Raw genomic sequence first — 21,351 nt, forward strand, 5'->3', positions numbered from 1 at the left:
CGCCCGCCGAGGCCTTGGGCGGCCGCCCCGCGGCGGGTCTCGTGTTGCCGCCGCGCCGCCCGTCCGCGGCGATGGCGCCTTGACAGTGCTCGCACCGGCATGGCTCAACTAGATATATGTGCCCGGCGCCGCCGGCGCCCGCGCACCCTCTTTCGGAACCCTCGATGGCCAAACATCTCCTCATCGTCGAGTCGCCCGCCAAGGCGAAGACGATCAACAAGTATCTCGGCAAGGACTTCCAGGTCCTCGCCTCCTACGGCCACGTGCGCGACCTCAAGCCCAAGGAGGGCGCGGTCGATCCCGAGCACGGCTTTGCCATGAATTACGAGGTGATCGAGCGCAACGAGAAACACGTCGAGGCGATCACCCGGGCGGCCAAGGCCGCCGAGGACATCTATCTCGCCACCGACTTGGACCGCGAGGGCGAGGCCATTTCCTGGCACATCAGCGAGATCCTCAAGGAGCGCGGGGTGCTCGACGGCAAGCCCTTGCACCGGGTGGTGTTCTCCGAGATCACGCCCAAGGCGATCCGCGAGGCGGTGGCCCACCCGCGCGGGCTCTCGCGCGAGCTCATCGACGCCCAGCAGGCGCGCCGCGCGCTCGATTACCTGGTCGGCTTCAACCTTTCCCCGGTGCTCTGGCGCAAGGTCCAGCGCGGGCTGTCGGCCGGGCGCGTGCAGAGCCCGGCGCTGCGCATGATCGTCGAGCGCGAGGAGGAGATCGAAGCCTTCCGGGCCCGCGAATACTGGACCATCGAGGCGAAGCTCAAGCATCCGCAGGGCGATTTCGGCGCCCGCCTGGTCGAGCTCTACGGCAAGAAGTTCGAGCAGTTCGACCTGCCCGACGAGGAACGCGCGCAGGCCGCGCGCAAGGTGCTGGAAAAGGCCGCGCACGGGCGGCTGACGGTGAGCGCGGTCGGCAGCAAGGAACGCCGCCGCCGGCCCGCGCCGCCGTTCACCACCTCCACGCTGCAGCAGGAGGCGGCGCGCAAGTTGGGCTTCACCACCAGTCGCACCATGCGCATCGCGCAGAGCCTGTACGAAGGCGTGGCGCTGGGCAGCGAAGGCAACGTCGGCCTCATCACCTACATGCGTACCGACTCCACCGCGCTCTCGGCCGAGGCGGTGGAGGAGCTGCGCGCGCTGATCGCCCGCGACTTCGGCCGCCAGGCGCTGCCCGAGCACGCGCAGGTCTACAAGACCCGCGCCAAGAATGCGCAGGAGGCGCACGAGGCGATCCGTCCGACCTCGGCGATGCGCACCCCGCGCGAGGTCGCGCCGTTCCTCAACGACGAGCAGCGCAAGCTCTACGAGCTCATCTGGAAGCGCACCGTGGCCTGCCAGATGATCCACGCCACCCTCAACACGGTGACCGTGGATTTCGCCCTGCCCGACGCCGAGGGCGGTCCGGCGGCCTTTCGCGCCAGCGGCACCACCGTGGTCGATCCGGGCTTTCTGGCCGTTTACGAGGAAGGCCGCGACACCAAGAGCGAGGAGGACGAGGACGAAGGCCGGCGCCTGCCCAGACTCGCCGTGGGCGACGTGGTGCCGCTCGAAGCCGTGGTGGCCAGCCAGCACTTCACCGAGCCGCCGCCGCGCTATTCCGAGGCGAGCCTGGTCAAGGCGCTGGAGGAGTACGGCATCGGCCGCCCGTCCACCTACGCCAGCATCATCCAGGTGCTGCAGAACCGCGAATACGTCTATCTCGACAACCGCCGCTTCCGGCCCACCGACGTCGGCCGCGCGGTGAGCAAGTTCCTGAGCCAGCACTTCACCCGCTACGTGGATTACGACTTCACCGCGCGCATGGAGGACGAGCTCGACGCGGTCAGCCGCGGCGAACAGGCCTGGGTGCCGCTGATGGAACGCTTCTGGCAGCCGTTCAAGCGCCAGGTGGAGGAAAAGACCGAGACCGTCGACCGCAGCGAGGCCACCGGCGCGCGCGAGCTCGGCATCGACCCCAAGAGCGGCAAGCCGGTATCGGTGCGGCTGGGCCGCTACGGGCCGTATGCGCAGATCGGCGACAAGGACAGCGACGAGAAGCTGCAGTTCGCCAGCCTGCGCCCGGGCCAGAGCATGCACACCCTCACGCTCGAGGAGGCGCTCGAGCTCTTCAAGCTGCCGCGCACGCTCGGCCGCGCCGAGGACGGCGAGGAAGTGACCGTCGGCGTGGGCCGCTTCGGCCCGTTCGTCAAGCACGGCACTACCTACGCCTCGCTGAAGGCGGACGACGACCCCTACACCATCGAGTTGCCGCGCGCGCTCGAGCTTCTCAAGGAAAAGCGCGAGGCCGCGGCCAACCGCGTGATCCGCGATTTCGGCAACGGCGTGCAGGTGTTGAACGGCCGCTACGGCCCCTACATCACCGACGGCGAGAAGAACGCCCGCATTCCCAAGGAGCTCGAGCCCAGGGACCTCACCGCCGAGCAATGCGCGCAACTCCTCGCCGCCGCGCCGGCGAAGAAGGGGCGCTTCGCCGCGCGCAAGACCACGGCTGCGGCATCGTCGGCCAAGCCGGCCGCCGCGGCCGGGAAAACGGTCGCGAAAAAGGCCGCCGCGAAGCAATCCACGGGCAAAAAAACCGCGGGCAAAAAAACCGCCACCAAGAAGTCCGCCGCACGCAAGACGACGGCGAAGAAAGGCCCGGACAGGTGAGCCGGCGCTACACCCTCGACGAGCTCGACGCCGCCGCTGCCGCGCTGCGTGCCGGCGGCGTGCTCGCCTATCCCACCGAAGCGGTGTACGGACTCGGCTGCGACCCGCACGATGCGGACGCCTTGGCCAGGATCTTTACGCTCAAGCAGCGCCCGCCGGCGCAGGGCGTGCTGCTGATCGGCGCGGACTTCGCGCAAGTTGCGTGTTACATCGACCATGCCGCGGTGCCGCCCGAGGCGCTGGCCCGCGCGCAGGCCACCTGGCCGGGCCCCTATACCTGGATCTTCCCGCGCAGCGCGCAGGTGCCGGCCTGGATCGCCGGCGCGCACGAGGGCATCGCGCTGCGCGTCACCGCGCACGCACCCGCCGCCGCCTTGTGCCGCGCCTTCGGCGGCGCGCTGGTGTCCACCAGCGCCAATCCGCACGGCCAGCCGCCCGCGCGCTCCGCGCAGGCCGTGTCGGACTACTTCGGCGATGCGCTCGACGGCGTGCTCGACGCCCCGCTCGGCGGCCTCGATCGGCCCAGCCTGATCCGCGATGCCTTGACCGGCGCGCTCGTGCGCGGCTGATCGCGCGGTCTCATCTGAAACACGGACTCGCCATGAACCTGGCCCTGTTCGACTTCGACGGCACCCTGACCCACGCGCGAGACCTTCCGCGACTTCATCGCGTTTCGCCGCGCCGCCGGCACGGGTTGCGCTGGGGCGCATTGCGCTGGCGCCTCTGTTCATCGGCTACAAGGCCGGGATGGTGACCGGGCATCGCATCGGCGACGACGATCCGGTTCGCCTTCCGCGGTGCGGACGAGGCCGCGATGATCGCGGCGGGCGAGCGTTTCGCCGCGCAGGTGCTGCCCGGACTGTTGCGCGGCGAGGCGATGGAACGCCTGGCCTGGCATCAGGCGCGCGGCGATCGCGTCATCGTGGTCTCCGGCGCGCTGGAAATCTTTCTCGCACCGTGGTGTCGCTTGCACCGGCTGGAACTGCTCGGCTCGCGGCTGGAATCGCGCGACGGACGCCTCACCGGCCGTCACCTCGGCGCGCAGTGCGTGCAGGAAGAGAAAGCGCGGCGGGTGCGCGAATGCGTGGCGCTGGCCGACTTCGAATGCATCCACGCTTACGTTGATACCCATGAAGACCACGCGCTGCTGCGCCTGGCGCACGAGCCGTGGTATCGCGGACGGCGCTGGCAGGCGACGCAAGACGTCGCGTCGTCGTAGCGGCTCATCGCGCACCCGGCAAGCCTCTACAATGACGCGTCGTGCCGCGTCGCGGATGCGGCGGCGATATGCGCGGGGTGCACATGAAGGTTCTGGTCATCGGCAACGGCGGGCGCGAGCACGCGCTGGCGTGGAAACTCAAGCAGTCGCCGCGGGTGAGCACGGTGATCGTGGCGCCGGGCAACGCCGGCACCGCGCGCGAGCGCGGCGTGCGCAACGCGAATGTCGCCGTCGACGATCTCGAAGGCCTGCTCAAGCTTGCGCGCGAGGAGAAAGTCGATCTCACCGTGGTCGGCCCCGAAGTGCCGCTGGTGGCCGGCGTGGTCGACCGTTTCCGCGCCGCCGGCCTGCGCATCTTCGGCCCGCGCGCGGTGGCCGCGCAGCTGGAAGGCTCCAAGGCCTTCGCCAAGGATTTCCTGCACCGCCACAACATTCCCACCGCGCGCTATGCGGTGTTCACCGAGCTCGCTCCCGCACTGGCCTACGTGCGTGCGCACGGCGCGCCGATCGTCATCAAGGCCGACGGCCTGGCCGCCGGCAAGGGCGTGGTGGTGGCGCTGACCCTGGCCGATGCCGAACAGGCGCTGCACGACATGCTCGGCGCGCACGCCTTCGGTGCGGCGTCCGCACGCGTGGTGATCGAGGAATACCTGGACGGCGAGGAGGCCAGCTACATCGTGATGAGCGACGGCCGCCATGCGCTGCCGATGGCCTCCAGCCAGGACCACAAGCGCCGCGACGAGAACGATCTCGGCCCCAACACCGGCGGCATGGGCGCCTATTCGCCGGCACCGGTGGTCACGCCGGCGGTGGAGAGGCGCATCCTCGACGAGGTGATCGAGCCCACGCTCGCCGGCATGGCCGCCGAGGGCGCGCCGTTCATCGGCTTCCTCTATGCCGGTCTGATGATCGACCGCGCCGGCAACCCCAAGGTGATCGAGTTCAACGTGCGCTTCGGCGATCCGGAGACGCAGCCGATCATGCTGCGCCTCAAATCCGACCTCGTGGAGTTGATCGAGGCGGCGCTGGACGGCGAGCTGCACCACACCCGCGCGCAGTGGGATGCGCGGCCGGCGATCGGCGTGGTGATGGCGGCGGCGGGTTATCCCGGCAAGGTGCGCAGCGGCGACGTCATCGAGGGGCTGGACGGCCCCTTCCCGCCGGAGGTGAAGATCTTCCACGCCGGCACCCGGCTCGACGAGACGGGACGCGTGGTCACCGCTGGCGGGCGCGTGCTCACCGTGTGCGCGCTCGGCCGCGACATCTCCGCCGCGCGCGAGCACGCCTACGCGGCGGCGGCGCGGATCCGTTTCGACGGCGCCTTCTACCGGCGCGACATCGCGCACCGGGCGCTGCGGCGCGGCTGAACGCGCGTCTTGCGGATACGCTTCGCGCTACCCTCGGCGTTTTCAGGCCGCCCGACCGCATGAGCCAATTCGCCCTGCTCGGCAGCCGCCGCTTCGCGCCGTTCTTCTGGACGCAGGCGCTGGGTGCGTTCAACGACAACGCCTTCCGCAACGCGATGGTGATGCTGGTGGCCTTCCAGATGGGCCTGGGCGAACGCACCGTGTCGTTGTATGCCAACCTGGCGCCGGCGCTGTTCATCCTGCCGTTCTTCCTGTTTTCCGCCAGCGCCGGGCAGCTGGCGGAGAAATACGAGAAGACGCGCATCATCCGCGCGGTGAAGCTGTTCGAGATCGTCGCGATGCTGCTCGCCGCGGTGGGCTTCCACACCCATCACACGGGGCTGCTGCTGGCGGTGCTGTGCATGATGGGGCTGCATTCCACCGTGTTCGGCCCGATCAAGTACGCGATCCTGCCGCAGGCGCTCGCGCCTGCCGAGCTGGTCGGCGGCAATGGCCTGGTGGAGATGGGCACGCAGCTGGCGATGCTGGCCGGCATGATCGCCGGCAACTCGCTGATGCTGATCGCGGGCGCGGGGCCGCTGGCCGCCTCGGCGGTCACGGTCGCGGTGGCGGTCGCCGGCTACCTGGCCAGCCGGCGCATTCCGCCGGCGCCGCCGACCGCGCCCGATCTCGAGTTCGACTGGAACCCGCTGCGCGAGACCGCGCGGGTGCTGGCCATCACCCGCGCCGACCGCGCGGTGTTCAACGCGGTGCTGGGCATTTCCTGGTTCTGGTTCTTCGGCACCGTGCTCGTTGCGCAGCTGCCGCTCTACACGCGCCATGCGCTCGGCGGCGATGGCTCGGTGAACACGCTGGTGCTGACCCTGTTCTCGATCGGCACCGGCGCCGGCGCGCTGCTGTGCGAGCGGCTGTCGGCACGGCGCGTGGAGATCGGCCTGGTGCCGCTGGGCGCGTTCGGGCTGACCGCCTTCGGCATCGACCTGTACCTCGCCCGGCACGGCGCGGCGGCGGTGCAGGGGCAGGACTGGCTGGCCTTCCTGCGTGCTCCGGGCAACTGGCGCGTGGCGCTGGACCTCACCCTGATCGGCCTGTTCGCCGGCCTCTACGTGGTGCCGCTGTTCGCCTTCGTGCAGGCGCGCGCGCCGCGCGAGAAGCTCTCGCGCATCATCGCCGGCAACAACATCCTCAATGCGCTGTTGATCGTGCTGGCGGCGGGCTTCGGCCTCGGGCTCGGGGCGCTGGGGCTGGACGCGCCGCGGATCTTCCTCGCCGCGGCCCTGCTCAACGTGCTGGTGGCGGCCTACATCTTCACCCTGGTGCCGGAGTTCATCCTGCGTTTCGTCTGCTGGGTGCTGGTGCACACGCTGTACCGGGTGCGCGTAGAAGGGGTCGAGCGCATCCCCGAGGACGGCCCGGCGCTCCTGGTGTGCAACCACGTCAGCTTCGTGGATCCGCTGCTGCTCATGGCCTGCGTGCGGCGTCCGGTGCGCTTCGTGATGTACTACAAGATCTTCAACCTGCCGCTGCTGCGCGCGCTGTTCCGCATGGCCGGGGCGATTCCCATCGCCGGGCAGAAGGAAGACCCGGTCGTGCTGCAGCGTGCCTACGAGGCGATCGACGCCGCGCTGGCGGCGGGCGAGCTGGTCTGCATTTTTCCCGAGGGCGGGCTGACCCGCGACGGCGCGGTCGCGCCGTTCCGGCCGGGCGTGCTGCACATCCTGGAACGCCGTCCGGTGCCGGTGGTGCCGATGGCCCTGCGCGGGCTGTGGGGCAGCGTCTGGAGCCGGCGCGACGACCTGCTGCGCCGGGCGCGCCTGCCGCGACGCCTGCGCGCCCGCGTGGAGCTGCTGGTGGACACGCCGGTGCCGCCCGCCCAGGTGGGACTGGCGGCGCTGGAAGCGCGTGTGCGCGCGCTGCGCGGCGAGCGGGCCTGAAGGCGGCTCAGGCGATCCAGCCGCCGAGCACCATCAGCGCCACGACGCTGAGCCAGGCCAGCAGGGCGCGGTGCAGGGCGGCGCGCAGCCGCAGCAGCTCGAGCCGCGGATCGGCCAGTTCCTCCGCGTAGCCGTCGCCCGCCTCGATCTCCACGTGGATGTCCGCGCAGGCGGCGGCGCCCAGGAAGTCCGGGTCGCGCCGGTACCAGTCGCCGGGCAGCGTGCCCTGACGCCAGCGCCGCCATGCGCCGAGCACCGCGTCCCAATGCCCGACCAGCGCCAGGGTGAACACCATGAGCTGCGCCGGCAGCCAGTCCAGCGCATTGGCCAGCCGCCGCGCGGCGAGCGCCGTGGCCGAATCCAGCGCTAGGGTGCCATCGCGGCCCAGGGCCTGCGCCAGCCGGTAGAGCAGGGCGCCGCACGGACCCAGCACGAAAAACCACAGCAGCACACCGAAGCGCCGCCGGAGCGCGGCGAACACGGCCGCCTTGCACACGTCCTGCGCCTGCCAGCGCAAGGTCTCCCCGGGCATTGCCAGCCGTTGCGCCAGGAGCTCGCGGCTGGCCGGATCGGTGGCGCCGAGCAGTGCATCGAGATCGGCCTCGAACGGACGCGGCCCGAACGCATACAGCAGCACCAGCACGTCGAAGAGCAGATGCAGCAGGTCGCCGAAGGGCAGCCGTCCCAGCAGCCATTGGATCAGCACGCACGGCGCCAGCCAGGGCAGCAGGGTCAGCACGAGGCGCGCCCAGCCGTCGGTGTCGGCAAATTGGCCCACCCAGCGCCGCCACGGCGCATCGTGACGGCCGAGAGCCAACGGCGGCCATACGTGCAGCAGGCCGAGGGCGATCAGGGCGGCGAGCAGGAGGATGGCCATGCCTTTTGGGAGCCTCGCATCGTAGACGAGCATTGTAGGCCGATCAGCCGCGCCCAGCCGCGGACGGTTCAGCGCGGAAGCAGCCGTTCCAGTTCGATGCCGGCGCGTGCGTACAGCCAGTCGGCGATCAGCCGGTAGGCCACCGAAAGCCGCATCGGCGGCACGAAGCTGCCGGCAGCCAGGCCCTCGAGCAGCACCTGCGGGGTGAACCAGCGCGCATCTTCCAGCTCGCCGTCGCGCAGCTGGATGCCGCGGTCGACCGCCGTGGCCTTGAAGCCGACCATCAGCGAGGCCGGCATCGGCCAGGGCTGCGAGGAGTGGTACTGCACGTCGTCCACGGTCACGCCGGCTTCCTCGGCCACCTCGCGACGCACTGCATCCTCCAGCGATTCGCCCGGCTCGACGAAACCGGCCAGGGTGGAATAGCGTCCTGGCGGCCAGCCCGGCTGGCGACCGAGCAGGCAGGCTCCCTCGTGCTCGACCAGCACGATGATCGCCGCATCGGTACGCGGGAAGTGCAGCCGGGCGCAAGCGGCGGCGGTGCAGCGGGCGCGATGGCCGCTGGCGACGAGCACGAGCGGCGCGCCGCACAGGCTGCAATGGCGTGTCTCGCGCTGCCAGTGGGCCAGGCCCTTGGCGTAGGCGAAGAGCGCGGCCTCGGCGGCCGACAGGGTGAGCCCGGCCTCGCGCAGGTCCGCGCGACGACCGCCGAGCGTGGCGTCCAGCCGCTCCGCGTCGCGGGCCTCGTCCAGGGTCAGCAGAAAAAACGGCTGGCCGGCCAGCAGGCCAAGCAGGCTGACCGGACGGTCCGGCAACCAGGCCAGGCGCTCGGCGTTGTCCAGCCAGCGCAGGCCGCTGCCGTCGGCGCGCAGCCAGGTCCGGCCGCCGGCATCCACCGGCAAAAACAGCGCCGCGGGCGCGGCGATCTGCGCGGCCACCCAGGCTTCGTCCTCGCGCCGTTCGGCGGCGCGGTCGAACACGCGGGACAGCCCGGCGAAGACGTTGGGGGTCGCGTCGCGGGCCATCGCCGGCGCCGGTCAGACCGAGAACGACGAGCCGCAGCCGCAGGTGGTGCGCGCGTTGGGATTGCGGATCACGAACTGGGCGCCGGAAAAGTTCTCGGCGTAGTCGATCTCGGCGCCGGCGAGGTACTGCAGCGACAGCGGATCGACCAGCAGGGTGACGCCGTCGCGGCTCAAGGCCAGGTCGTCCTCGGCCTGCGCCTCATCGAAGGTGAAACCGTACTGGAAACCCGAGCAGCCGCCGCCGGTGATGTACACGCGCAGCTTGAGCTCGGGGTTGCCTTCTTCCTCGATGAGTTCGTGGACCTTGCGCGCGGCGGCCGCGGTGAACACCAGCGGCGCCTCGGCGGTACGGTAATCGGGAACGGATGCGATGGTTTCCATGGGCTTCCCATGTGCGGGTGCGAGGCGGCGGGCGCAAGCGCCGGCGGCGGCGTGCCGGCAACGTCAGTCGTCGAGCTGGCTCTGCAGATAGCGTTCGACGCCGATCGTGCGGCTCACCGCGAGCTGGGTCTCCAGCCAGTCGATGTGTTCTTCCTCATCGTGCAGGATGTCCTTGAGCAGATCGCGGCTGACGTAGTCGGAAATGCTCTCGGCATGACCGATGGCCGCGCGCAGGTCCGCCGTCGAGGCCAGCTCGAGGTCCAGATCGCCCTGGAGACACTCCAGCGGGTGCTCGCCGATGCGCAGCTTGCCCAGGGTCTGCAGATTGGGCAGGCCCTCCAGGAACAGGATGCGCTCGATCAGCCGGTCGGCGTGTCTCATCTCCTCGATGGACTCCTCGTACTCGCGCTTGGCGAGTCTGGGGTAGCCCCAGTTCTTGCACATGCGGCTGTGCAGGAAGTACTGGTTGATCGCGGTGAGTTCGTTGTAGAGCACCTTGTTGAGATGCTCGATCAGTCGGGCGTCGCCTTGCATGATGTCGAGGGCTCGTCGCGGCGGGGAGTGGCCAGTGTAGGACGTGCGCGTCGGGACGGCGTCTTTTGCGTCACCTGAAAAAACGTCCCGGCGACGGCCGTTCAGGCGCTCGCCCAGAGGACGGCCGGGAAAGCCGGCGCGGCGGTTTGCTCCAGCGCCTCGTCCAGACAGGCGCGCGCGTCCGCGCTGCAGCAGCCGCAACAGGTGGAACAGCCGGTGCGTTCCTGCAGCTGCGCGAAGGAGCGGGCGCCTTCATCGACGGCGCGTCGGATGTCGCGGTCGGTGACCGCGCGGCACAGGCAGATGTACATGGCCGCAGATTGCAGCGCAAATGCGAATCATTGTCAAACGTATCAGGCCGCCGCGCAGCCGTCGTCGCGGCGTGTGGTGCCGGCGGGTGCCTCCAGCCGCACTTGCAGGCGGGATTCCACCACCGGCGCGAAGTGGCGCAGGGCACGCTCGTAGACGCCGCGCTTGAAACTCACCACGTGCTTGGCCGGGTACCAGAAGTCGACCCAGCGCCAGAGGTCGAACTCGGGCTTGTCGCTGGCATCCAGGCGGACCGCCCGTTCGCTTTCGAGCAGGCGCAGCAGGAACCAGACCTGTTTCTGGCCGATGCAGGTCGGCCGCTGGTGGTGGCGCACGCAGCGGCCGGGCAACCGGTAGCGCAGCCAGCCGGGCGTGCTGGCCAGCACCTGCACGTGGCCGGCGCCGAGGCCGGTTTCCTCCTCGAGCTCGCGATACATCGCCTCGAGCGGCGTCTCGTCGCTGCGCATGCCGCCCTGGGGAAACTGCCAGCCGTCGCGACTGATGCGCCGGGCCCAGAACAGACGCCCCTCATCGTTGACAAGGACGATGCCCACATTCGGGCGATAGCCATCGACGTCGATCATGCGGCCTCCTGATGCGTGCCCGCGCCCAGCATGTGCGAGCCGTGCCGTGCCGCCACGATTCAAGCACAGCGGCCGAAGGCGCGACAAGTTTCGCACTTGATCGTCGCCGTGGCCGCCACTAAACTGCCGCGCCCTGCCGCCCGATTCGGCGCGGCAGCGCGGATTCAAAGGCTATGTAGCTCAGCCGGTTAGAGCACAGCACTCATAATGCTGGGGTCGGTGGTTCGAGTCCACCCATAGCCACCACGCTTGGCATCCCCCCGCGACACCCGGCGGCCCCGCCGGCGGCATGTTTTCATCACCGATTGACGGCGGTGAAGGCATGCTTGGCGGCATGACCGCGCTTGCCGACATTGCCCCTCTACCGCCTGTCGATGTCGTGCCGGCCATGCGCGCCGGTGCTCTCCTTCGCCGCCATTCCGTATCGGGTTTCCGTCCATGAGTGCATGCTCACGGTGGCGGCGGCCCGCGGCCGCGTGTGTGGAGAGCGGCCGCCGCGCACCTTGTATGTCCATGAATCGACGGAGTCATCGCGATGTCAGATCACACCCGCAGTTTGTATGCATTGGGCCAGAGCCTGTGGCTCGACAACATCACCCGCGGCATGCTCCATGCCGGCACGCTCGAGGATTACCGCGACCGGCTGGCGGTCACCGGTCTCACGTCCAACCCGACCATCTTCGAGAACGCCATCCGGGACAGTGACGATTACGACGCCACCATCCGCGCCGCCGGACGCGGCGCCGATCCGGAAAAGGTGTTTTTCGACCTCGCCATCGAGGACCTGCGCCAGGCCGCCGAGGTGTTCGCCCCCGTCCACGCGCGCACCGACGGGGTGGACGGCTGGGTGTCGCTGGAGGTCTCGCCGCTGCTGGCCAACGATGCACGCGGCACCATCGAGCAGGCGCTCGCCCTGCATCGGCGCGCGGGCATCGCCAACCTCTACATCAAGGTGCCGGGCACGCCCGCGGGCACGCAGGCGATCGAGGAGCTGACCTACCGCGGCGTGCCGGTCAACGTCACCCTGCTGTTCTCGCCACGCCAGTACGAGGCCGCCGCCGCGGCCTATCTCAAAGGCCTGGAGCGGCGACTGGACGAGGGCCTTCCGCTCGGCGTGTCCTCGGTGGCTTCGGTGTTCATCAGCCGTTGGGACGTCAAGGTGGCCAAGGCGGTGCCCGAGGAACTGCACAACCGGCTCGGCCTGGCGGTGGCCGGCAGCGTCTACGCGCGCTACCGCGCGCTCCTGGCCGGTCCGCGCCTGCAGCGGCTGATGAACGCCGGCGCGCGGCCGCAGCGGCTGCTGTGGGCCAGCACCGGCACCAAGGATCCGGCGGCCAGCGACACGCTGTACGTCGACAACCTCGTCGCGCCGCTCACCATCAACACGATGCCGGAAAAGACCCTGCTCGCGGCGGCCGACCATGCACGCCCGGGGCCGTTGCTGGAGGCCGACGACAGTGCCGCCCGCGCCATGCAGGCGCGCTTCGCCGAACGCGGACTGCAGGTGGACGAACTGGCCGAGACCTTGCAGGAAGAAGGCGCCGCGAGTTTCGTCAAGTCGTGGAACGGCCTGCGCGACACCATCCGCCAGCGTCTGGAGCAGGTGGCATGAGCGCCCTGCGTGAGAGTCCCGCCTGGCGGGCGCTGGCCGAGCACCAGCCGGGCGTGGCGCAGCTGCATCTGCGCGAACTCTTCGCCCGCGACCCGGATCGCGCCCGCCGCTTCAGCGCCGAGGCGGCCGGCTGGCGGCTGGATTATTCCAAGCACCGCATCACCGACGAGACCCTCGAGCGGCTGTTCGCGCTGGCCCGCGAGCGCGGCCTCGAGGCCCGCCGCGACGCCATGTTCGCCGGCGAGAAGATCAACACCACCGAGCATCGTGCCGTCCTCCACGTCGCCCTGCGTGCGCCGGCCGACGCGGTGATCCTGGTCGATGGCGAGAACGTGGTGCCGCAGGTGCACGCGGTGCTCGAGCGCATGGCCGCCTGCGCCGAGCAGATCCGCGCCGGCGCCTGGCTGGGCTACAGCGGTCTGCCGATCCGCAACATCGTCAATATCGGCATCGGCGGCTCGGATCTCGGCCCGGTGATGGCCTACGAGGCGCTGCGCCACTACAGCGAGCGCGGCCTGCGCGTGCGCTTCGTCTCCAACGTCGACGGCACCGACTTTGCCGAGACCGTGCGTGATCTGGTGCCGGCCGAGACGCTGTTCATCGTCTCCTCCAAGACCTTCACCACGCTGGAGACGATGACCAACGCGCGCACCGCGCGCGAATGGCTCTTGGCTGCCGCCGAGGACGAGCAGGCGGTGCGCCGGCATTTCCTGGCCGTGTCCACCAACGAGGCGGCGGTCAATGCCTTCGGCATTCCCACCGAGCAGATGTTCGGCTTCTGGGACTGGGTGGGCGGCCGCTATTCGATGGACTCGGCGATCGGCCTGTCGACCATGATCGCGATCGGCCCGCAGGCCTTCCGCGAGATGCTGGCCGGCTTCCATGCGATGGACGAGCATTTCCGCACGGCCCCGCTGGAGCGGAACCTGCCCGTCATCATGGGCCTGCTCAGCGTCTGGTATGCCGACTTCTTCGGCGCCGGCACGGTGGCGGTGCTGCCCTACGAGCAGTACCTCAAGCGCTTCCCCGCGTATCTCCAGCAGCTCACCATGGAGTCCAACGGCAAGCACGTGACGCTCGCCGGCGAAGGGGTGGACTACCCGACCTCGCCGGTGTTCTGGGGCGAGCCGGGCACCAACGGCCAGCATTCGTTCTACCAGTTGATCCATCAGGGTACCTGGCTCATTCCCTGCGATTTCATCGCCTTCGCGCAGACGCTCAACCCGCTCGGCCGTCACCACGACCTTTTGATCGCCAACGTGATCGCCCAGGCCGAGGCCCTGGCCCGCGGCAAGACGCTGGATGAGGTCCTCGCCGAGGGCGCGCCGCCGGAACTGGCTCCGCACAAGGTGTTCGAAGGCAACCGGCCGTCCAGCCTGCTGCTTGCCGAGCGGCTGACGCCGGCGACGCTCGGCGCCCTGGTCGCGCTGTACGAACACAGCGTGTTCACCCAGGCGGCCATCTGGGACATCAATGCCTTCGACCAGTGGGGCGTGGAACTCGGCAAGCAGCTGGCGCTGCGCGTGGCCGAGGAGATCCGCACGACGGACGCCGAACTGGCGCACGATGCATCCACCAACGCGGCGATCGCCTGGTATCGCGAGCAGCGGGGCCGGGCGAAGACGCCCAGTCGGCGCATCCTGGTCCTCGACGTCGGCGGTAACCACGTCAAAGTGCGACTCAGCGACGGCGAGGAAGGGTTCAAGCTCGATTCGGGGCCGGATTTCACGCCCGAACAGCTGCTCGCCGCCGTGCGCCGGCATGTCCCCGACGAGGCGTTCGACCTGGTCAGCATCGGCGTGCCCGCGCCGGTGGTGCGCGGGCGCATCGTGCGCGAGCCGCACAACCTCGGCAAGGGCTGGAAGGACTTCGATTTCGCCCGCGCCTTCGGCCGTCCGGTGAAGCTCGTCAACGATGCCGCGATGCAGGCGCTGGGCAGCTACGAAGGCGGTCGCATGCTGTTCCTCGGGCTCGGCACGGGGCTGGGGTCCACCCTGATCGTGGACGGCAGCGTGCAGCCGTTGGAACTGGCCCACATGCCCTATCGCAAGCACAGCTTCGAGCACTACGTCGGCGATCGCGCCCGCGAGCGCTACGGCCTCAAGAAGTGGCGCGCCCGTGTGTTCGCGGTGGTCGAGGCGCTGCGCGACGGCCTGGAGCCGGACTACGTCGTGCTCGGCGGCGGCAACGTGAAGTATCTAGACGAACTGCCCGAAGGCGTGCGCCGCGGCGACAACGCACGGGCTTTCGTGGGCGGGGTTCGACTGTGGGAGATCGCGGCATGAGCGGAACGTCACTTCAGGGATTGCAACTGGGCTTCGTGGGTCTGGGGCGCATGGGCCTCAACATGGTCCGGCGCCTGCAGCGCGCCGGCGTGCGCTGCGTGGCCTATGACACCCGCGCCGAGGCGCGCGAGGCCGCCGCCGGCGACGGCGCCGACACCGCCGATTCCCTGCCGGACCTGGTGGCCAAGCTGGCATCGCCCCGCGCGATCTGGCTGATGCTGCCCACCGCGGTGGTCGATGCCGTGCTCGACGAGCTGCTGCCGCAGCTCGCCGCTGGCGACATGCTGATCGACGGCGGCAATTCGCACTACGTGGACGACCTGCGCCGGGCGCGCCGGCTCCAGCAGCGCGGCGTGCTGTACGTGGACGTCGGGGTCAGCGGCGGGGTGTGGGGCAAGGATCGCGGCTACTGCCAGATGATCGGCGGACCGGTCGAGGCCTATCGCCATCTCGAGCCGGCCTTCGCCGCGCTTGCCCCGGGTGTGGCCGCGGCGCCGCGCTCGCCCGGCCGTCAGGGCGAGCCCACGCCCGCCGAGCACGGCTACCTGCATTGCGGGCCCAATGGTGCCGGGCACTTCGTCAAGATGGTCCACAACGGCATCGAATACGGGCTGATGGCCGCCTATGCCGAGGGGCTCAACATCCTGCATTGCGCCAACGTGGGCCGCGAGCAGCGCGCGGCCGACGCCGAGACCGCGCCGCTGGAACATCCGGAGCATTACCAGTACGACTTCCCGCTCGCCGACGTGGTCGAGCTGTGGCGGCGCGGCAGCGTGATCGGCTCCTGGCTGCTCGACCTCACCGCGATCGAGCTCGCGGCCGACGCCAGCCTCGCCCGCTACAGCGGCCAGGTGTCCGATTCCGGCGAGGGCCGCTGGACCGCGATGGCGGCGATCGAGGAAGGCGTGCCGGCGCCGGTGCTCACCTCGGCGCTCTTCAGCCGTTTCGCCTCGCGCGGCAACGACGTCTATGCCGACAAGCTGATGTCGGCGATGCGCCACGCCTTCGGCGGGCACGAAGAAAAACCCGCCGGAGGCTGACCTCATGCCGAATCAAGCCACGCTGGTCATCCTGGGGGCCACCGGCGATCTCACCCAGCGCCTGCTGATGCCGGCGCTCTACCGCCTGCACCGGCTGGGGCTTACGCCCGGCCTCAAGATCATCGGTTACGCGGTGGAGGACTGGAGCCGCGAGCGCTTCGAGCAGCACATCCACGAGGCGCTCAAGAACTTCGCCGCCGACTATGCGCCCCGGGACTGGACGGCCTTCGCCCAGCAGCTCGATTACCTCGGCGGCCAGTTGACGCCGCCGGACCTCGGGCGGCTCAAGGACCGTCTCGCCCCGGCCGCGCTGTTCTATCTCGCCCTGCCGCCGCCCTTGTTCGGGCCTGCCGCGCAGGCGCTCGGCGAGGCGGGTTTCGCCAAGGAACCGCGTGGCGGCTGGCGCCGGCTGGTGGTGGAGAAACCCTTCGGCACCGATCTGGCCTCCGCGCAGCAGCTGCGCGAGCAGATGCACGAGCACTGGGACGAGGCGCAGATCCTGCGCATCGACCACTTCCTCGGCAAGGAGGCGACGCAGAACCTGATGGTGTTCCGCTTCGCCAACCGCTTTCTGGAGCCGGTGTGGAATGCGCGGCACATCGCCCAGGTGCAGATCACCTATGCCGAGACGCTGGGCGTGGAAAAGCGCGCCGCCTATTACGACCACATCGGCGCGCTGCGCGACATGCTGCAGAACCACCTGATGCAGCTCTTCAGCCTGGTCGCGATCGAGCCGCCGGCGACCTGGGACGATGCCGACGTGCTGCGCAACCACAAGGTCGAGGTGCTGCGTTCGGTGGTGCCCATCGATCCGCACCAGCTCGACCGCTACGCGGTGCGCGGCCAATACCGTGCCGGTCGCTGCGGGCGCAAGAAACTGGCCGGCTATTGCAACGAGCCCGGGGTGGCGCCCGACTCGCGCACCGAGACCTTCGCCGCGCTGCGGCTGGAGATCGACAACTGGCGCTGGCAGGGCGTGCCGTTCTACCTGCGCAGCGGCAAGCGCCTGGCCAGCGACACCTCGGAAATCGCCGTCCAGTTCCATGCGGTGCCGGGCGCGCTGCCCGGCGGCATGCGGGTCGACAACAACTGGATGATCTTTCGCATGAAGCCCGACGAGAGCATGCACCTGCTGGCCAACGCCAAGCAGCCGGGGCTGACCCTCAACAGCCACCAGGTGACCCTGAGCGCGCCCTACTTCAAGGAGGACGAGCAGGAGTTTTCCGCCTACGAGCAACTCCTGCTCGACGCCCTGAGCGGCGACCGCTCGTACTTTCTGCGTTTCGACGAGGTGGAATGGAGCTGGCGCGTCCTCGAGCCGGTGCTCAAGGACTGGCAAACCGGCATGCCGGACTACTACGCCGCCGGTTCGGAAGGGCCGACCACGCAGAGCCGGCTGCTCGATGCCGGCCAGAGCTGGCGACCCATCGCGCTGCCGGCCGACGAGGACGACTGAAGGGCAGGGCGCGTCCTTCGGCGCCAGCCTTGGTTTTCCGTCCTCATGGCTGGCGCGGGCGCGCGGCTACAATGGCCGCCCATGCGCATCTTCAAGAGTTTCCAGATCGAGGCCGCCCATCGTCTGCCGCACGTGCCCGCCGGGCACAAGTGCGCGCGCCTGCATGGGCATTCCTTCCACATCGAGCTGCACGTGGCCGGCGAGCCCGATCCCACGCTCGGCTGGATCATGGATTTCGCCGAGCTCAAGGCCGCCTTCCAGCCGCTCTTCGAGCAGCTCGACCATCGCTACCTCAACGATATCGAGGGCCTCGAGAACCCGACCAGCGAGACGCTCGCGCGCTGGATCTACGAGCGCCTTGCCCCGCGCGTGCCCGGGCTCGACGAGGTCGTGGTGCGGGAAACCTGCACCGCCGGCGCGAGCTATCGCGGCCCGCGCGGCTGACGGTCAAGCCCCGCGCTCAGCGCGGCGGGATGGCGTAGGTGGCCACCGCGTGCGCGACCGGCGCCTCGCCGCCTTCCGAATACAGGCGGATCTCCGCGACCGCCAGCCGCTTGCCGAGCTTGAGCAGGCTGGCGTGCGCGCGGATGTCGCGGTCGGCCGCCGGCTTGCGCAGGAAGTTGATGCTGAGCTGGGTGGTGACGGCCAGCGGCACCAGCCCGATCCGCGACAGCAGCACCACATAGGCGGCGCAGTCCGCCGTGGCCATCATCGTCGGGCCGGAAACCGTGCCGCCGGGACGCAGGTGCGCATGACCGATCGCCTGGCGCACCCAGGCGCCCTGGGCGTCCACGCTCTCGACCTCGATCGAAGTCTGCGGAAACTGCTCGCGCAGGAAATGCCTGATTTCGGCGACGGTGACGGCGAGGTTCATGGAAAAATTCCTACGTGGCCTGGGGCTGACGATGGTGACATGCGCGCGCGGCCGTGTTCATCTCCTCCACATCGGCTTGACTGGCCAGCCGCTGCAATCGCCCGCCTTGGATGACCTGCGCTGACCGTCACCCTTCGAAGCCTCGCAACGAGACCTGGCATGACCGCTGAACGCCCCGGCCCGGCCGGACAGAGCTTCCTGCGCCCGACCGGCCGGCTATGCGGCCGGCTCGCGCTCGCCGGTCTGCTCGTGCTGGCCGGCTGCCGGGCGCCGGCGCCGCGGCCGACCGCATTCACCCCGCGCGAGGAGGTGCCGCTCGCCGGACTGCCCAGCGGACGCGCCGGCTGGCCGGCGCAGGCGTGGTGGCAGGCGTTCGGCGACCCGCAGCTGGATCGCCTGATGGATCGCGCGATGGCCGGCTCGCCCACCCTGGCCGAGGCCGAGGCGCGCTATCGGCAGGCGCAGACCATGGTCGAGCAGGCCCGTGCGCAGCTCAATCCGCAGGTGCAGGCCATGCTGGAGGGCACCCACGGCTATGCGCATCCGCACGTGCCCAGTCCCTCGGTGCCGGCCGGCGCATTGCCCGGCGCCGCCGGCCAGGCCGCCAACGACGAACTCAGCGGCCTGGGCAGCCGCCTGCTGCCTTCCGGCTGGAGCAACAGCTTCGGCGGCGGCGCCCTGGCCAGCTGGGATCTGGACGCCTTCGGCAAGCTGCGCGCCTCGCTCGCGGCCGCCGTCGGCCAGGCCCGCGCCAGCGAGGCCGAGCGCGCGGCGGCGGCGACCTCGCTGCAATACAACCTGGCTGCCAGTTACTACGCCTGGCAGGCCAACGCGGCGATGCTGGACATCGCGCGGCGTGATCGCGATCTTGCCGCCGCCAACCTGGCCATCGTCGAGGCGCGGGTCGGCGCCGGCGTGGACGATCCGACCAGCCTCGACGATGCCCGCTCGCAGCTGGCCTCCGCCAGCCAGCAACTGGCCCGGCTCGAAGGCCAGGCACGGCTGGGCGAGGCCCAGCTCGCCGCGCTGGTGGGCGTCTCGGTGGCGGAACTCGGGCCGCTCACGGCGCGGCCGCTGCCGCCCTCGAGCGGCGCCCTGCCCGCGGACGCCAGCCTGGCGCTGATCGCGCGGCGGCCGGACCTGGTCGCCAACCGCTGGCGCATCGAGGCGGCGGCGCGCAACGTCGATGCCGCCCGCGCGGCGTTCTATCCGGACATCCGCCTCACCGCGCTCGGCGCCTATCTCGGCACCAATCCCACCGACGGCGGCCATGCGCACCTGGCGCTGTTCAACTTCGGACCGTCGATCAGCCTGCCGCTGCTCGACGGCGGCCGCCTCACCGCCCAGTACGAAGGCCGGCGCGCCGAGCTGGAGGCGGCCATCGCCGCCTACAACGCGAGCGTGGTGCAGGCGGCGCAGGACGTCGCCCAGCAGGTGCTCACCCTGGGCCAGCTCGACCGCGAACGCGAGGCCCAGGGCCGCATGGTGGCCGCGGCCCGGGACCGCCTGGCCCGGGTCGAGCAGCGCACCCGCAGCGGCGTGGCCGATCCGCGCCAGTCGCTGCGCGAGCACATGCAGCTCGACCAGCAGCTCGCCGGCGCGCTCGATCTCGAAGCCCAGCTCCTGCGCACCCGGCTCGCCCTGATCCATGCCCTGGGCGGCGGCTATCAGGCCGACGTGCCGGATGTCGGCGCGATCGCGCGGGGCGCCCCCACCCCTTCAAAGGACCGCACGCCATGAACGCGCCGGGAGAGACCCCCGCCAGTCACGACGGTGCCGCCAGGCCCTACAAGTACGAGTACAAGTATCGCTACAAGTACGGCGCCGCCTGTCCGCCCGGCACCGGGGATGCGGGCGATGCCCCGGCCGGCAACGCGCCTGCGGGCGGAGCGGATGCCGGCGAGCCGGCCGACGGGCGCCGGCCAGACGATCGGCAAGGCCCGCAGGATGCGCAGGGCCAGGCCGGCGCCGACGACCGCGACAGCGCCAAGCAGGGCGGGAATGACGGGCACGACGAAGACGCCGACACGCGCAAGCGCAACCGGCTGCTCCTCATCCTGGCCGCGGTGTTCGTGCTCGCCGGCGCCGCCTGGCTGCTCTATTACCTCCTGGTGATGCGCCGCTACGCGAGTACCGACGATGCCTACGTGCAGGGCCATCAGGTGGCGATCACCGCGCGCGTCGCCGGCACCGTGGTCGAGGTCGCGGTGGACGATACCGACCGCGTGCACGCGGGGCAGGTGCTGGTGCGGCTCGACCCGGTGGACGCGCGCACGCGGCTGGCGCAGGCGGCCGGCCAGCTCGCGCAGGCGGTGCGCCAGGCCCAGCAGGCGGTGGCGCAGGCCTCGCTCACCGACGCCAGCGTGGCGCAGCGGCAGGCCGACTACGCCCGTGCGCTGGCCGACTACGAACGCCGGCGCCCGCTGCTCGCCAAGCACGCCATCGCGCCGGAGGAGCTGGACACCGCGCGGCGCCAGCTCGAATCGGCACGCGCCGCGCTGCGCCAGGCCGAGCGCCAGTCGATCGCCTCGCACGTGCTGGTCGACGGCACCCGCGTGCGCGAACAGCCGGCGGTGCAGCAGGCCCGCGCGCAATACCGCCAGGCCTGGGTGGATGACCAGCGCAACGCCATCGTCGCGCCGATCGAGGGATATGCCGCGCGGCGCCAGGTCGAGGTCGGCCAGCAGGTGCAGCCGGGGCAGACCCTGCTCACCGTGGTGCCGCTCGACCGCTTGTGGGTGGACGCCAACTTCAAGGAAACCCAGCTCGCCCATCTGCGCATCGGCCAGCCCGTCGAGGTGGTGGCCGACATCGACAGCGACATCACCTATCACGGCAAGGTGGTCGGGCTGTCCCCCGGCACCGGCAGCGCGTTCTCGCTGCTGCCGCCGGAGAACGCGACCGGCAACTGGATCAAGGTGGTGCAGCGCCTGCCGGTGCGCGTCTCGCTGGATGCGTCCGAGCTGCGCCAGCATCCGCTCAGGATCGGCCTGTCCACCACCGCCACCGTCGACACGGCCGATCGCAGCGGGCCGGTACTGGCGCCGACGGCACGCGAGCAACCGCTGATGGCCACGGCGGTGTACGAGCGCGAGCTGCGCAACGCCGATGCCGCCGCCGAGGCGATCATCCGCGCCAACCTGGTGATGCCGGACGCCGACGCGCCGGCCTCCGGGCCGGTGCCGGCCAAGGCGCACTGA

19 protein-coding genes and 1 tRNA gene are annotated in these 21,351 nt (G+C 70.4%); 13 read left to right on the plus strand and 7 right to left on the minus strand.

All coding sequences use genetic code 11. The features are described from left to right. Window positions 1-164: 164 nt before the first annotated feature. The 5 genes from ALSL_RS00840 to ALSL_RS00860 all read left to right on the plus strand — a co-directional run bounded on the left by ALSL_RS00840 (window position 165) and on the right by ALSL_RS00860 (window position 7,174). Window positions 165-2,654: a DNA topoisomerase I gene (locus tag ALSL_RS00840; RefSeq protein ID WP_126535759.1), complete on the plus strand. Its 2,490-nt coding sequence runs from the start codon at window positions 165-167 to the stop codon at window positions 2,652-2,654. After that, window positions 2,651-3,223 carry an L-threonylcarbamoyladenylate synthase type 1 TsaC gene (gene tsaC / locus ALSL_RS00845; RefSeq protein WP_126535761.1) on the plus strand — a complete coding sequence of 191 codons (573 nt, stop codon included), beginning with the start codon at window positions 2,651-2,653 and terminating at the stop codon, window positions 3,221-3,223. Before ALSL_RS00840 ends, tsaC begins: the two co-directional genes overlap by 4 nt. A 245-nt stretch (window positions 3,224-3,468) precedes the next feature. Next, window positions 3,469-3,873: an HAD-IB family phosphatase gene (locus tag ALSL_RS00850; protein WP_231700249.1), complete on the plus strand. Its 405-nt coding sequence runs from the start codon at window positions 3,469-3,471 to the stop codon at window positions 3,871-3,873. 83 nt (window positions 3,874-3,956) lie between these two features. Next, the gene (gene purD / locus ALSL_RS00855) at window positions 3,957-5,240 is read left to right on the plus strand and encodes a phosphoribosylamine--glycine ligase (protein WP_126535763.1); all 1,284 of its coding nucleotides are present in this window, start codon (window positions 3,957-3,959) and stop codon (window positions 5,238-5,240) included. A gap of 59 nt (window positions 5,241-5,299) precedes the next feature. Beyond that, on the plus strand, window positions 5,300-7,174 hold the full coding sequence (locus tag ALSL_RS00860) for an MFS transporter (protein WP_126535765.1): 1,875 nt from the start codon (window positions 5,300-5,302) through the stop codon (window positions 7,172-7,174). Window positions 7,175-7,181: 7 nt separating this feature from the next. Here ALSL_RS00860 and ALSL_RS00865 read toward each other — a convergent pair whose 3' ends face one another. The 6 genes from ALSL_RS00865 to ALSL_RS00890 form a co-directional block, all read right to left on the minus strand. After that, window positions 7,182-8,051: a beta-lactamase induction protein gene (locus tag ALSL_RS00865; RefSeq protein WP_126535767.1), complete on the minus strand. Its 870-nt coding sequence runs from the start codon at window positions 8,049-8,051 to the stop codon at window positions 7,182-7,184. 68 nt (window positions 8,052-8,119) lie between these two features. Further along, entirely contained in the window at window positions 8,120-9,076 is a 957-nt protein-coding gene (nudC, locus tag ALSL_RS00870; RefSeq protein ID WP_126535769.1) for an NAD(+) diphosphatase, read from the minus strand. Between the two features lie 12 nt (window positions 9,077-9,088). Beyond that, window positions 9,089-9,457 carry an iron-sulfur cluster insertion protein ErpA gene (erpA, locus tag ALSL_RS00875; RefSeq protein WP_126535771.1) on the minus strand — a complete coding sequence of 123 codons (369 nt, stop codon included), beginning with the start codon at window positions 9,455-9,457 and terminating at the stop codon, window positions 9,089-9,091. Window positions 9,458-9,520: 63 nt separating this feature from the next. Beyond that, on the minus strand, window positions 9,521-9,991 hold the full coding sequence (gene bfr, locus ALSL_RS00880; protein WP_126535773.1) for a bacterioferritin: 471 nt from the start codon (window positions 9,989-9,991) through the stop codon (window positions 9,521-9,523). A gap of 101 nt (window positions 9,992-10,092) precedes the next feature. After that, window positions 10,093-10,302: a (2Fe-2S)-binding protein gene (locus ALSL_RS00885; protein WP_126535775.1), complete on the minus strand. Its 210-nt coding sequence runs from the start codon at window positions 10,300-10,302 to the stop codon at window positions 10,093-10,095. A gap of 42 nt (window positions 10,303-10,344) precedes the next feature. After that, window positions 10,345-10,884, minus strand: coding sequence for an RNA pyrophosphohydrolase (locus tag ALSL_RS00890; protein ID WP_126535777.1), 540 nt, complete (start codon window positions 10,882-10,884; stop codon window positions 10,345-10,347). 169 nt (window positions 10,885-11,053) lie between these two features. Here ALSL_RS00890 and ALSL_RS00895 point away from each other — a divergent pair. The 6 genes from ALSL_RS00895 (at window position 11,054) to queD (ending at window position 17,721) form a co-directional block, all read left to right on the plus strand. Further along, window positions 11,054-11,130 (plus strand) — tRNA-Met (locus ALSL_RS00895). Window positions 11,131-11,419: 289 nt separating this feature from the next. Continuing rightward, the gene (gene tal, locus ALSL_RS00900) at window positions 11,420-12,496 is read left to right on the plus strand and encodes a transaldolase (protein WP_126535779.1); all 1,077 of its coding nucleotides are present in this window, start codon (window positions 11,420-11,422) and stop codon (window positions 12,494-12,496) included. After that, complete coding sequence (gene pgi / locus ALSL_RS00905; RefSeq protein WP_126535781.1) at window positions 12,493-14,781, plus strand: glucose-6-phosphate isomerase; 2,289 nt, start codon at window positions 12,493-12,495, stop codon at window positions 14,779-14,781. The genes tal and pgi overlap by 4 nt, the downstream gene beginning before the upstream one ends. Before the next feature lie 20 nt (window positions 14,782-14,801). Then, window positions 14,802-15,821, plus strand: coding sequence for a phosphogluconate dehydrogenase (NAD(+)-dependent, decarboxylating) (gene gnd, locus ALSL_RS00910; protein ID WP_231700313.1), 1,020 nt, complete (start codon window positions 14,802-14,804; stop codon window positions 15,819-15,821). Between the two features lie 4 nt (window positions 15,822-15,825). Beyond that, the gene (gene zwf / locus ALSL_RS00915; RefSeq protein ID WP_126535785.1) at window positions 15,826-17,277 is read left to right on the plus strand and encodes a glucose-6-phosphate dehydrogenase; all 1,452 of its coding nucleotides are present in this window, start codon (window positions 15,826-15,828) and stop codon (window positions 17,275-17,277) included. 81 nt (window positions 17,278-17,358) lie between these two features. After that, window positions 17,359-17,721 carry a 6-carboxytetrahydropterin synthase QueD gene (queD, locus tag ALSL_RS00920; protein ID WP_126535787.1) on the plus strand — a complete coding sequence of 121 codons (363 nt, stop codon included), beginning with the start codon at window positions 17,359-17,361 and terminating at the stop codon, window positions 17,719-17,721. A 16-nt stretch (window positions 17,722-17,737) separates the two neighbouring features. Here the strand turns inward: queD and ALSL_RS00925 are convergent, their stop codons facing one another. After that, window positions 17,738-18,151 carry a PaaI family thioesterase gene (locus ALSL_RS00925; protein WP_126535789.1) on the minus strand — a complete coding sequence of 138 codons (414 nt, stop codon included), beginning with the start codon at window positions 18,149-18,151 and terminating at the stop codon, window positions 17,738-17,740. Between the two features lie 159 nt (window positions 18,152-18,310). Here ALSL_RS00925 and ALSL_RS00930 point away from each other — a divergent pair, with 159 nt between their 5' ends. Then, window positions 18,311-19,891, plus strand: coding sequence for an efflux transporter outer membrane subunit (locus tag ALSL_RS00930; protein WP_126535791.1), 1,581 nt, complete (start codon window positions 18,311-18,313; stop codon window positions 19,889-19,891). After that, a complete protein-coding gene (locus ALSL_RS00935) occupies window positions 19,888-21,351 on the plus strand; it encodes an HlyD/EmrA/EmrK family protein (RefSeq protein WP_198410663.1) in 1,464 nt (487 codons plus the stop codon). Before ALSL_RS00930 ends, ALSL_RS00935 begins: the two co-directional genes overlap by 4 nt.

Source organism: Aerosticca soli (assembly GCF_003967035.1).
In the GTDB taxonomy this organism is placed as follows: domain Bacteria; phylum Pseudomonadota; class Gammaproteobacteria; order Xanthomonadales; family Rhodanobacteraceae; genus Aerosticca; species Aerosticca soli.